Source organism: Bacteroidota bacterium, from assembly GCA_016195025.1.
Lineage (GTDB): Bacteria > Bacteroidota > Bacteroidia > Palsa-948 > Palsa-948 > Palsa-948.
Genome location: JACQAL010000036.1, coordinates 63,772 through 76,548, shown reverse-complemented (window position 1 = coordinate 76,548; position 12,777 = coordinate 63,772). Strand labels below are relative to the sequence as shown.

Annotated in this window: 12 protein-coding genes; 4 read left to right on the top strand and 8 right to left on the bottom strand. The window is 39.2% G+C overall.

Annotated elements, in window-relative coordinates:
* Position 1: 1 nt before the first annotated feature.
* From HY063_06785 to asnS, 8 genes are all read right to left on the bottom strand, one after another.
* The gene (locus tag HY063_06785) at positions 2 to 1,141 is read right to left on the bottom strand and encodes an aminotransferase class III-fold pyridoxal phosphate-dependent enzyme (GenBank protein ID MBI3501482.1); all 1,140 of its coding nucleotides are present in this window, start codon (positions 1,139 to 1,141) and stop codon (positions 2 to 4) included.
* On the bottom strand, positions 1,141 to 2,115 hold the full coding sequence (locus HY063_06780) for an N-acetyl-gamma-glutamyl-phosphate reductase (GenBank protein MBI3501481.1): 975 nt from the start codon (positions 2,113 to 2,115) through the stop codon (positions 1,141 to 1,143). The genes HY063_06785 and HY063_06780 overlap by 1 nt, the downstream gene beginning before the upstream one ends.
* Positions 2,102 to 3,307 carry an argininosuccinate synthase gene (locus HY063_06775; GenBank protein MBI3501480.1) on the bottom strand — a complete coding sequence of 402 codons (1,206 nt, stop codon included), beginning with the start codon at positions 3,305 to 3,307 and terminating at the stop codon, positions 2,102 to 2,104. Before HY063_06775 ends, HY063_06780 begins: the two co-directional genes overlap by 14 nt.
* Positions 3,308 to 3,397: 90 nt before the next feature.
* The gene (locus tag HY063_06770) at positions 3,398 to 4,081 is read right to left on the bottom strand and encodes a GNAT family N-acetyltransferase (protein ID MBI3501479.1); all 684 of its coding nucleotides are present in this window, start codon (positions 4,079 to 4,081) and stop codon (positions 3,398 to 3,400) included.
* Positions 4,082 to 4,161: 80 nt separating this feature from the next.
* Positions 4,162 to 4,698, bottom strand: coding sequence for a hypothetical protein (locus HY063_06765; GenBank protein ID MBI3501478.1), 537 nt, complete (start codon positions 4,696 to 4,698; stop codon positions 4,162 to 4,164).
* Positions 4,699 to 4,776: 78 nt separating this feature from the next.
* The gene (locus HY063_06760; protein ID MBI3501477.1) at positions 4,777 to 5,235 is read right to left on the bottom strand and encodes a hypothetical protein; all 459 of its coding nucleotides are present in this window, start codon (positions 5,233 to 5,235) and stop codon (positions 4,777 to 4,779) included.
* A gap of 72 nt (positions 5,236 to 5,307) precedes the next feature.
* Entirely contained in the window at positions 5,308 to 6,798 is a 1,491-nt protein-coding gene (gene rpoN, locus HY063_06755) for an RNA polymerase factor sigma-54 (protein MBI3501476.1), read from the bottom strand.
* A 34-nt stretch (positions 6,799 to 6,832) separates the two neighbouring features.
* Positions 6,833 to 8,203, bottom strand: coding sequence for an asparagine--tRNA ligase (gene asnS, locus HY063_06750; protein MBI3501475.1), 1,371 nt, complete (start codon positions 8,201 to 8,203; stop codon positions 6,833 to 6,835).
* A 181-nt stretch (positions 8,204 to 8,384) separates the two neighbouring features.
* Here asnS and HY063_06745 point away from each other — a divergent pair, with 181 nt between their 5' ends.
* From HY063_06745 to HY063_06730, 4 genes are read left to right on the top strand one after another with little or no spacing between them, the layout of a single operon-like run.
* A complete protein-coding gene (locus HY063_06745; GenBank protein MBI3501474.1) occupies positions 8,385 to 8,999 on the top strand; it encodes a TetR/AcrR family transcriptional regulator in 615 nt (204 codons plus the stop codon).
* Between the two features lie 2 nt (positions 9,000 to 9,001).
* Positions 9,002 to 10,390, top strand: a complete 1,389-nt coding sequence (locus tag HY063_06740; GenBank protein MBI3501473.1) for a TolC family protein — start codon at positions 9,002 to 9,004, stop codon at positions 10,388 to 10,390.
* 17 nt (positions 10,391 to 10,407) lie between these two features.
* Entirely contained in the window at positions 10,408 to 11,526 is a 1,119-nt protein-coding gene (locus HY063_06735) for an efflux RND transporter periplasmic adaptor subunit (protein ID MBI3501472.1), read from the top strand.
* 1 nt (position 11,527) lies between these two features.
* Positions 11,528 to 12,769, top strand: coding sequence for an MFS transporter (locus HY063_06730; protein ID MBI3501471.1), 1,242 nt, complete (start codon positions 11,528 to 11,530; stop codon positions 12,767 to 12,769).
* The last annotated feature ends 8 nt before the right edge of the window (positions 12,770 to 12,777 follow it).

Sequence of the window (12,777 nt, the reverse complement as noted above, 5' to 3'; positions counted from 1 at the left end):
TCTATTTGACAAGAGATTTTTTCATCACTGCAGCAAATGCGTGAAGGAAAATTTCCGCTTCCTCTTTTGAAAGTGAAAGCGGAGGAAGAATGCGGATGGTATTTTTATTGGAAGAAGAGCCGGTAAAAATTTTATGTGTGAAGATTAGTTCATTCCTGATTTGTTCGCAGGGAAATTCCAGTTCAATGCCAATCATCAAACCTCTTCCGCGAACTTCTTTCACTCCGTTAATTTTTTTCAGACAAGAAATTAAATAATCTCCAATCGCTTTTGCATTCATCATCAGCTTTTCGTTTTTGATAACATCGAGCACAGCAATCGCGGCAGCGCAAGCAAGATGATTACCTCCGAAAGTTGTTCCGAGTTGGTGATGCTTCGCCTGGAATTTCGGACTGATGAGAATTCCTCCTATGGGAAAACCATTGCCCATTCCTTTTGCCGTGGTGATAATATCCGGTTTGATTCCTGAATACTGGTGCGCGAAAAATTTTCCGCTTCTGCCGTAACCGCTCTGCACTTCATCCAGAATCAAAACCGAATTATATTTTTCGCAGAGTGATTTTGCTTTCTGTAAAAAAGAATCCGTTGGAACATTCACGCCTCCCACTCCCTGCATTCCTTCAATAATCACAGCGCAAACGGAATCGTTCATTGAATTTTCAAAAGCGGTTGCGTCATTGAAAGGAAGAAATAAAATATTTTCGATTTCATTCACAGGCGCGATAATGGATTTGTTATCCGTTGAAGCAACCGCAAGCGAAGTTCTGCCGTGAAATGATTTGCTGAACGCAATAATTTTTTTTCTTCCGTTGTAGAATGAAGCAAGTTTAAACGCATTCTCATTCGCTTCCGCACCGCTGTTGCAGAGAAATAAATTATAATCCGCATAGCTGGAAAGTTCTCCAAGTTTTTGTGCGAGTTCATCTTGAATCGGAATGCGAATTGAGTTAGAATAAAAACCAATCTTCTCTAACTGCTCTTCAATTTTCCTTACATAATAAGGATGGGAATGCCCGATAGAAATTACCGCGTGTCCGCCATATAAATCCAAATATTTATTTCCGCTTTTATCCCAGAGCCAGCAACCGAGCGCCTTTACCGGCTCAACATCGAGAAGCGGATATACGTCAAATGTTTTCATCAGAATGCTGACGGTTTTAATTTTAATCCAGTAGTTTCATCCAATCCAAAAATCAAATTCATATTCTGAACTGCTTGCCCGGAAGCACCTTTCGTTAAATTATCAATCACGCTTTGAATAAATAATTTGTCTCCGTATTTTTCAAGATAGAGAATGCATTTATTAGTATTCACCACTTGCTTCACATCAGGATTTTTTTCTGAAATAAAAACGAACGGATGTGCCTTATAGAAATCCTTGTAAAGCTTTTTTGCTTCATAAATAGATAATTTCGAGTTGACATATACAGAAGCCAGAATTCCTCTGGCAAAATTTCCTCTGTAAGGAATGAAATTAATGTCAGATGAAAAAATCTTTTGCAATTGCTTTATGCTGTGAGTAATTTCTCCCAGATGCTGATGCGTGAATGCTTTGTAAATAGAAATATTATTATTTCTCCAAGTAAAATGATTAGTAGCGGAAAGCGATTGCCCTGCGCCTGTTGAGCCCGTAACTGCGCTTACGTGCACTTCATCATTCAAAAGTTTTTTATCAGCAAGCGGAAGCAGCGCAAGTTGAATTGCAGTGGCGAAGCAACCAGGGTTTGCAATGTTGTTTGCGGTTTTTATTTTTTCTCTCTGCAATTCCGGCAAACCATAAACAAAATCTTTTGAGTTCAGGCGAAAATCCTGACTCAAATCAATAACCTTAATCTTGTCACTAATTTTATTTGCTGAAAGAAATTTTACTGACTCTCCGTGTCCAAGGCATAAAAATAAAACATCAATATCTTTTGAAAGCGATGAAGAAAATTTCATTTCAGTTTCTCCGAGCAGATCTGTGTGCGCATCGCTTAAAAGATTTCCTGCATTGCTTTTGCTGTGAACGAAAATAATTTCTGCTTTCGGATGATTTAACAAAATCCGAATCAGTTCTCCGCCTGTATAACCCGCTCCACCCGCAATTCCAACTTTTATAGAACTATTCTTTTTCATTTACCCTATGATAAATCATCGTCTGGTTAGAAATAATTTTTGAAAATCCTTTCACATCTTCCCCGCTCCACGCATTATTCATCTCTCCGTATTTTCCAAACTTCGAAGACATCAAATCATATTTTGAATTTATTCCGATAATGCTGAAGCGGTAAGGCGCAAGCAAAACTTTCACAGTGCCCGTTACATTTTTCTGCGTGCCTTCCATAAAAGTTTCTACGTTGCGCATAACAGGTTCGAGAAATTGTCCTTCGTGCAGCATCATTCCGTACCAATTTCCCATTTGCTCTTTCCAGTGCGATTGCCATTTTGTGAGCGTATGTTTTTCCAAAGTTGCGTGCGCCTTGATAATAATGAGCGGAGCTGCCGCTTCAAAACCTACTCTTCCTTTTATTCCTATAATCGTATCGCCAATGTGAATGTCGCGCCCGATCGCGAATGCAGAAGCGATTTCAGAAATTTTTTGTATAGCAGAAACCGAATCGGAATATTTTTTTCCATTCACGCTTTTAACTTCTCCTTTTGCAAAACCTATTTCCAGTTCCTCTTCTTTTGTTTTTGAAAGCTGCGTTGGGAATGCTTCTTCGGGAAGAGATTTATCAGAAGTGAGTGTTTCTTTTCCACCCACACTTGTTCCCCACAAACCTTTGTTGATCGAGTAAAGCGCTTTCTCAAAATTCATTTTAACTCCGTTCTCCTTCAGGAAATTTATTTCTTCCTCGCGCGAAAGTTTTAATTCACGGATAGGAGTAAGAATTTTTATTTCCGGAATGAGAATATTGAAGATGACATCAAACCTCACCTGGTCATTGCCTGCGCCAGTGCTTCCGTGCGCAATAAAATCAGCTTTTATTTTTTTCGCCTGCAATGCAATTGCCTTTGACTGAAAAACTCTTTCAGCAGAAACAGAAAGCGGATAAACTCCCCCGCGCAGAACATTCCCATAAATTAAAAAGCGAATGCATTCATTATAATAAGAAGAAGTTTCATCCAGCGTGTAATGTTTTTTTATTCCGAGCGAATATGCGTGCTTCTCAATTTTTTTTAATTCGTCTGAAGAAAATCCGCCCGTGTTCACAATGGCAGTATGAACTTCAAGATTTTTTTCCTGCGCTAAATAAATTGCGCAATAGGTTGTATCCAGCCCTCCGCTGAATGCAAGCAGAACAGTTTTTTTAGGATTTGTTTTCATAGTTGTAAGGAAGGATGGAAGAGTGGATGATTGGAAGAATGTTTAACAGCCAAAAATCATCCAACCATCCGGTCATCCAATCTTCCATGCTTATTGGGAATTGCTTCCGTTTTCTGAATTATCACTTCGAAATTTTTTCAGCAGTATGTATTGTTTCATTCTCAGCCAACGTTCAAACTTTGCAAGTTGTTTTCTGATTTCGAATTTTTTCCCTTCATTCTGCGCGGGGTCATACAACATTCCCGTGCACAAACACATCTTGCGGCTGTTGCGCGTGAGAATATCAAAGTTCGGACAGCTCTGACAGCCCTTCCAGAATTCATCATCTTGAGTTAGTTCAGAAAAAACTACGGGACGATATCCCAAATCAGAATTCATTTTCAGGACAGCCATACTGGTGGTGATTCCAAAAATTTTTGCGCGCGGATATTTTTTCTTCGAGAGTTCAAAAATTGCTTTCTTGATTTGAGAGCCAAGCCCGTGCATTCGGAAAGCAGGATTTACAATCAGTCCCGAGTTCGCCACATAATTTCCGTGCGACCATGTTTCAATATAACTGAAGCCCGCAAATCTTCTGTCACGGTGAATCGCGATGATTGCTTTGCCCTCGCGCATTTTTTCTGTCACGTATTCCGGTGTGCGCTTGGCAATTCCGGTTCCGCGCTGCTTGGCGCTTTCTTCGTAGTGGGTGCAGATTTCTTCCGCATAATGAAAATGCGATGAATCTGCCGGCTGAATAATAAATTCAGACGTTGCGGTTTTCGTAGTTGCCATAGCGAACATTGTTCTAAAAATTCAGAAGGCGAATATCAGAAGAAAAATAATTGAAGGAAACTTTTTTTGTAACTTTTCTTTCACAAAAAAAGAATTAACTGCACCCCAATGCCCAAAAGAAAACCAATATACACTTCGGCAGGATTGTGCGCTGAAAGTTTCAGCCGTGAAAAACCTACTAATCCTGCTATGAGAAAAAGAGAAATTGAAATTAAGTGTAAGCTTATTTGCAAGCGATACGAAATGGCAATGAGCATTCCGATTAATCCTCCTATGCCAACCATGTGCGCGGAAATTTTCCAGAAGAGATTTATGAATAAAACGGATGCAACAAGAAGCGTTGCGCCAAACATCAGCGCTTTAATGAGAATGGGTGCATCTGTTTTCAGAAGAAAATAAGATTCTGCAAAATAAAAAACAGCGGCAACGAGATAAGGAATTTTTCTTTCCTGCCGGGTTTTCATTTCAAGTGAAGAAATAATTTTCAACTGAAGAAGAAGAAATGCACTAAGTAAAGGAAGAAGAAATGTAGCAGTAAAAGTAACTGCATATAAAAATAATTTCAGCTCATCCGAAATCCAAAGCGATGCATCATTGATGTTAAAAATAAAAAACAAACCAATTACTGGCAGTAATAAGGGATGAAAACAATAGGAAATAACTTTTGCAAATAAAAAATCTCCTTTCAACCTTAGTTACAATTTGGTTGAACTCGAAGTGCAACTGGTGGTATTTCCGGAACTATCTTTTACAGTAAAACTAAAACTAAGTGCGTTAAGAGAACTTCCGCTGATTGATCCAGAGCCACTTACTGTATAAGGATATCCGCAAATGCTTTGCGAAGAACTATTAAAAGTTTGAGAAGGAATAGTAAAATTATTTCCTGATGCAGTTGCGCTCACAGAAAGAAAACAGCCATGAAAAAGACCTTTTAATGTTAAAGAAGAACCGGAAGCAGTAATCGTTAAAGTATAGGTGGAAGAAGTAGGACATTGGTCTGTTGTTTTCCACGAACCCGCCCAATTGCTGCTCGAAGCAGTGGGAGTAGTGGTTGTAGTGTTTTGCGTATCGTCAGTTTTCTTTTTGCAACTGAAAATAATTGTAATGCTTGCGGTGGCGATGAGGGCGATGAGGGCGAGTAATTTTACTTTCATGGGGAAAAAGTTTAGTTAATTATTGAGGATATTAAAGGTATAAATATAAATAAACTGTGCAAGAAAAAAATTTCACAACTTTTTTCGCATCCTTGCCACAGGAATATCGAGCATTTCGCGATACTTTGCTACTGTTCTTCTCGCTATGACAAAACTTTGTTTTTTCAGAATCTGCATAAGGGCTTCATCGGTGAGCGGTTTGTGTTTGTCTTCGGCTTCAATGGCGTCAGAAATTATTTTTTTTACTCTCTTGGAAGAAATGTCTTCGCCTTCTTCGGTAGAAATGGCTTCGTTGAAAAGAGATTTCAAAAGAATGGTTCCGAAATTTGTCTGCACATATTTTGTACTCGTCACACGTGAAATGGTTGATATATCGAGTTTCACTCTGTCGGCAATATCTTTTAATATCATCGGCTTGAGCAAAAGTTCATCGCCTGTGAGAAAATAATCTTTCTGGTATTCGAGAATTGCATTCATAATGCTGGCAAGAGTATTTTGCCTTTCTTTCAAATTATTTATGAATTGTTTTGCGCCTTCAATTTTTTGTTTCACAAACTGCGCGGCTTCTGTTCCCGTTTTATCTGTGCGCTGCCCATATTCATTCAGCATTTGCTGATATACATTGCTGATGCGCAAATCGGGCGCATTGCGGCTATTCAATGAAAGCTCGAGCGTTCCATTATTATTATAAAGAAGAAAGTCGGGAATAATTTCAAGCATCGTTCGACCGGATTCTTTAGCCGAACCGCCCGGACGCGGATTGAGTTTTAAAATTTCATCGAGTGCTTCTTTAAGTTTTGCATCGTCTTCTTTCAGTTGAAAATAGTCCGCAATTTTTTTGTAATGCTTTTTTGAAAACTCATCTATCTGCTCTTCGATGATTCGCAAGGCAAACGCGCGCGTTTCATTCCATTTCTTTCTTTCAATCTGAAGTTTCAAACATTCCTGCAAATTTCTTCCGCCAATTCCTGCCGGTTCAAATTCATCCTGAATCATTTTCAAAACCGATTGGAGTTCTTCTGCTGAAGTTGTAATGTTTTGCGAAAATGCCATGTCGTCCACAATTGAAGAAATATCTCTGCGCAAATATCCATCCTCATCAATGCAGCCAAGAAGATATTCGGCAATCATTCGCTCGCGCTCATTCATCTCCAGATTTTCCAACTGACTGAAAAGCGTTTCCTGAAAACTCACCGATGAAGCCATCGGCATGCTTTTATCTTCATCGTCTTTTCCTTTATTGTTAACCTGAAGTTTATAGTAGGAAATCTCGTCATCATCGTCTAAATAATCTTCCGGAGAAAAATCTTCCTGTGCATTTCGTTCTTCATCTTCCTTTTCTTTTTCTTCTTTCTCTTCGCGTTCCTCATCACTCAACTCTTCTTCCTCTTTTTCTTCTTTAATTTCTTCCACAGAAGAATCTTCCAGCGCAGGGTTGATTTCCATTTCGTCTTTAATGCGCTGCTCGAGCGAAGTAATAGGAAGTTGCAGCAGTTTCATCAACTGAATTTGCGCAGGTGAAAGTTTCAGAAGAAGTTTTTGTTGTAAGGTCTGCTTAAGCATGGTACGGATAACGAATCATTACGAATTTACGAAATTAGAACTCTGCATTCTTAGGCGTGCGCGGAAATGGAATTACATCGCGCACATTTTGCATTCCGGTTACAAACAAAACCAATCGCTCTAATCCCAAACCAAATCCCGCGTGCGGGCAGGTTCCGAATTTTCTGAGTTCGAGATACCACCACAATGTTTCTTCTTTTATTCCGAGTTCTTTTATTCTCGAATAAAGTTTGTCATAATTTTCTTCGCGCTGCGAGCCGCCAATTATTTCTCCTACATACGGAAATAAAACATCCATCGCGCGAACTGTTTTTCCATCTTCATTCTGCTTCATGTAAAATGCTTTGATTTCCTTTGGATATCCGGTAACGATGACGGGCGTTTTAAAATATTCCACCAGAAAACTTTCGTGCTCGCGCTGCAGATCAATTCCCCATTTCACAGGGAATTCAAATTTCTGTTTTGACTTTTCAAGAATTTCAATTCCTTCCGTGTAAGTAATTCTTTTAAAGGTTGAATTCGCCACCGAGTGCAGGCGATTCAAAAGTTCTTTATCGTACATGTTGTTCAGGAAAGTCAAATCATCCATGCAATGTTCAAGCGCGTACTTCACCAAATATTTTAACATCTCTTCCGCGAGATCCATGTTGTCGTGAATATCATAGAACGCCATTTCAGGTTCTATCATCCAGAATTCTGCGAGATGGCGAGGCGTGTTTGAATTTTCCGCTCGGAAAGTGGGACCGAAAGTATATATCAAACCAATTCCTGTTGCGGCACATTCTCCTTCCAATTGTCCTGATACGGTTAAGTTAGTTTCCTTTCCAAAAAAATCTTCTTCAAAATTTATTTTGCCATCCTTCTTCGGAAGATTTTCCAGATTCAAATTTGTTACGTGAAACATTTCTCCTGCGCCTTCCGCATCGCTTCCCGTAATGATTGGGGAGTTCAAATAAAAAAATCCCTTGTCGTTAAAAAATTTATGAATGCCGTAAGCAAGCGCGTGGCGAACACGAAGCACCGCGCCAAACGTATTTGTGCGTGGACGTAAATGTGCAATCTCTCTAAGAAATTCCAGCGTGTGTCCTTTTTTCTGAAGCGGAAAACTTTCATCGGCTGTTCCAAACACTTCAATTTTTTTTGCTTGTATTTCGGAGGTTTGTCCTTTGCCTTGTGATTGAACTAAAGTTCCGGTAATTGAAACGCACGCTCCGGTAGAAATTAATTTCAGCGATTCATTATTTATATCTACTACTGCCTGGATATTATGAATGGTAGAGCCATCGTTCACTGCAACAAATGCAATACTCTTGCTTTCACGCTTGGTGCGCACCCAGCCCATTACAGTAACTTCTTTTCCGAAGTCGGTGCTGTTAAGCAACTCTGCAACTTTTGTTCTCTTCATATAATATATAAGGTAACGAGCAGGCAAAAATAAACTTTTGGGAGATTCGCAACCGTATGTGCGTAATTTCTGTTATGTGGAGTTTTTGCCACAAATTTTTAATTTAAATCTCATTATTCAAAAAATATTTTCAGGAAACTTAGGAAATGTTAAAAGTTTCTTTAGTTTTGTCGCTCTTTTTATGAACGCAAAAGAAAGAATATTGCAGGCAGCGCAGGAACTTTTTTTCCGCTACGGAATCCGGAGTGTATCCATGGATGATATTGCGAAGCATCTTTCCATTTCCAAAAAAACAATTTACCGGTTTTATAAGGACAAAGATGCAGTAGTGCGCGCTCTGATGCAAATGAAAATGAAAATGGATCAAAAAAATTTCAGGCGCATCACATCTGAATCTGAAAATGTAATAGAAGAAATGTTTAACATAATGCAGCACCTGGGAAAAGTTATAAGCCAGATGAATCCGAATTTAATTTACGATTTGCAAAAATATCATTCGCCATCCTGGAAATTATTTAAGGAATTCCGAGAAAATAATATTTTAACAATGGTGGAAGATATGCTCGTGCGCGGAATGAAACAAGGATATATCCGGCAGGAGATTAGTACAAAAATTCTTGCCCGGCTTCGCGTGGAGCAAATTGAAATGGGTTTCAATCCGAATGTTTTTCCGCCCGATAAATTTAAAATTCTGGAAGTGCAGCTTGCCATGCTCGAACATTTTCTTTATGGTATCTGCACGCTCAAAGGACATAAACTCGTCAACAAACACAAACAAATTATAGAAGAAGAATAGTTATGAAATTACAAATTACAATCCCGATAGCTATCGGGAACAAATTACAAATTGTAACAGCAGTTTTCTTTTCCTCTCTTTGCAATTTTTCTTTCTCACAAAATCAAAGAGACACCAAAAAATATTCTTTCTCGCTTCAGCAGGCAATTGATTTCGCTATGAAAAATCAAACGCAGGTGCAGAATGCTGCCTACGATGAACAAAGCGCAAAAATGAAAGTAAGAGAAACAAGAGGCATCGGTTTGCCGCAGGTAAATGGAAGTGTAACGGCAAATGATTTTCTGGAAATTCCCACAACGGTGATTCCCGCAAAAGCATTTAATCCTTTTGCGCCTTCTGATGCATACATGGCGGTGAAATTCGGATTGCCGTATTCTTCTTCTGCAGGAATTGATGCAACTCAACTTGTTTTCAACAGCGATTATTTAGTCGGCTTGCAAGCAGCAAAAACTTACCTGGAACTTTCGCGCAAAGCAACACAGCGAACCAAGATTGATGTTTCGGTTTCTGTAACGAAAGCATATTACTCCGTGCTTGTGAATGATGAGCGGACAAAACTCGTTGACGCAAACATTGCGCGTATAAAAACCCTGATGGAAACTACAAAAGCGCTGAATGAAAACGGAGTTGCGGAAAAAATTGATTTGGACAGAATCACGGTTACCTATAATAACCTTTTAGTGGAGAAAGAAAAAATACAGCGCCTTCAGCAGTTGGGAATTGCCTTGCTGAAATTTCAGATTGGAATGGATCAAATGGCAGCTCTTTCGCTTAGCGACAAACTTTCAGATATAAAATTTGCTCCTGAAATTTCTTCCGATAAATGTGATTACGGAAAAAGAATTGAATACTCTCTTCTGCAAACTCAGAAAAACGTTTCACAATTAAATCTGAAAAGAAACAGGATGCGCTATTTGCCCAGTGCAGCTCTTTTCGGAAGTGCAAGCGCAAATGCTTACCGCACCAAGTTTGATTTTTTTGATACGAAAAAAGGATGGTACCCAACCATAATTGTCGGAGCGCGAATCAACGTTGGGATTTTTGACGGCTTCCAGAATCATTACCGAATTCAGCAATCAAAAATAGATTTACTGAAAGCAGAAAATAATCTGAAGATGATTCAGCAGGGAATTGATCTGGAAATTTCATCGGCAAAAATTAACCTGCAGAATGCTGCCGCTTCGCTTGAAACTCAGAAAAAAAATATCGAGCTCGCTGAATCGGTTTACAAAACAACCAAAATAAAATACGAACAGGGCGTTGGCTCAAACCTCGAAGTGATGACTGCGCAAACATCGCTCACCGAAGCGCAAACAAATTACTATAACGCTTTGTATGATGCCTTGATTTCAAAAGTAGATTACGATAAAGCAACAGGAACAATAAAATAAAAGAAGAAATTTTTTTTATGAAAAAAATCTCAATCAAAATTCTTATCGGAACAATTTTATTTTTTTCTGCTTGCGGAGGAAATAAAAATGAATCCAAAGACACAAAAACTCATAAGCTGGATAGTTTAAAAAAAGTAATGGCTTCCGTTCAGGGAGAAATCTCCAAACTGGAAATAGAAATTGCAAAGAATGACACTTCGAAAAATGAAAAATCGAAAACTGTTGAGTTGACTGCACTTGTTCCGCGCACATTCAATAATTATATTGATGTGCAGGGAAAAGTAGATGCGGATGAAAATGTTTCCGTGAACGCAGAGATGGGAGGAACTGTTTCAAAAATAAATGTGAAAGCGGGTGACGAAGTTCACAGCGGGCAAGTGATGGCAGAACTGGATTCAAAAGCAATGCAGCAAGGTCTTGCAGAATTGCAAAGCGGGCTCGAACTTGCAAACACAATGTATGAAAAGCAAAAAAATCTTTGGGAACAAAAAATCGGAACCGAGTTACAATACTTGCAGGCAAAAAATCAAAAAGAAAGTTTGGAAAAAAAATTGGCGAGTTTGCAACAGCAAATTGAAATGACAAAAATAAAATCTCCGATTGACGGAACCGTGGATGCAGTAGATATTAAACTCGGGCAAGCAACCATGCCCGGGCTTCCCGCCATTCGCGTGGTGAACATGAATAGTTTGAAAGTGAAAGCAGAGGTGGCGGAATCTTATGCGGCAAAAATTAAAAACGGAAACGATGTGGAAATAATTTTTCCTGACATGAATGACACGGTAAAAACAAAAATTTCTTACGCAGCAAAAGTTATTTCTCCATTGAACAGAACTTTCACGGTGAATATTAATCTCGACAATAAAAAAGATTATCACCCGAACATGGTGGCGGTTGTAAAAATTATTGACTACTCAAATCCAAAAGCGTTCATCGCTCCCGTAAGTGTTGTGCAGCATGCGGAAGAAGGAGATTTTGTTTTTGTTGCAGATGCAAACAAAGCAAAAAAAGTTCGGGTGAAGGTTGGAAAAACATACAATGGAAATTCTGAAATCGTTGAAGGATTAAAAGAAGGAGATAAATTAATCACGAAAGGATTCCAGGAATTAAACGAAGGAGAAGAAATAAAGTTCTAAAATGGAAACACGCAGCTTAAAAAAATTTACAAAGTACCAGGCATTCGTCATTGCGATACTTACGCTCGGACAATTCACCGTAATTTTAGATTTTATGGTGATGGCTCCGCTCAGCGCAATTCTCCTGCCCATTCTGCACATCACTACAACTCAATTTGGTTTTGCAGTTTCTGCTTACGCTTTCAGCGCGGGAATTTCAGGATTGCTCACTGCAGGTTTTGCGGATAAATTCGACCGGAAAAAACTTTTGGTGTTTTTCTACAGCGGATTTCTCATTGGAACTTTTCTCTGCGGAATCGCTCCCAATTATTCTTTTCTTCTAGGCGCGAGAATCATCACCGGAATGTTTGGCGGAGTTATTGGTTCAATCGGTGCAGCTATCATCACCGATTTATTTGAATTAGAAAAACGCGGGCGTGTGATGGGTTTTGTACAAATGGGATTTTCCGCAAGCCAAGTGCTCGGACTTCCTATCGGATTATTTCTCGCGAATCATTTCGGATGGCATTCACCGTTCATTATGATTGTAGGTTTAGGAATTATTATTGGAATCATAATTCTTTTTTATCTGCAACCAATTGATGAGCATTTAAAAAAGAAACTTGACCGGAATGCTTTTGTGCATTTGTACAAAACAATTTTGCGAACAGATTATCTCCGCGCGTTTGCCGCAACCGTTCTTCTCGCCACAGGAGGATTTATGATGATGCCTTTCGGCAGCGCATTCTCGGTGAACAATCTCGGAATCACTCTTGACCAGCTTCCTTTATTATATATGATCACCGGAATTTTTTCAATTGGAGCTGGCCCGCTCGCAGGAAGATTGAGCGACAAAATCGGAAAGTTCAATGTGTTTATAGCGGGAACGCTTCTTACAATGATTATAGTCGCCATTTATTGCAACCTCGGCATCACCCCGCTTTGGATTGTTGTCGTCCTAAGTGTTTTGCTTTTCGTTGGAGTTTTGTCCCGCATCATTCCTGCTTCTGCGCTGATGACTGCAATTCCCGATGCGCAAGACAGAGGAGCATTTATGAGCGTCAACGCTTCCATTCAGCAAATCTCCGGAGGAATTGCTTCGGCTGTTGCAGGATTAATTGTAGTGCAAATGCCGAATGGAAAAATTTTGCATTACGACACGCTTGGCTACGTAGTGATTGGCGCTATGATAATTACCGTAATGATGATGTATATGATAAATCAATTTGTTACTAAAAAAGTTCACGCAATAAAACCTGTGTAAGAAAATTT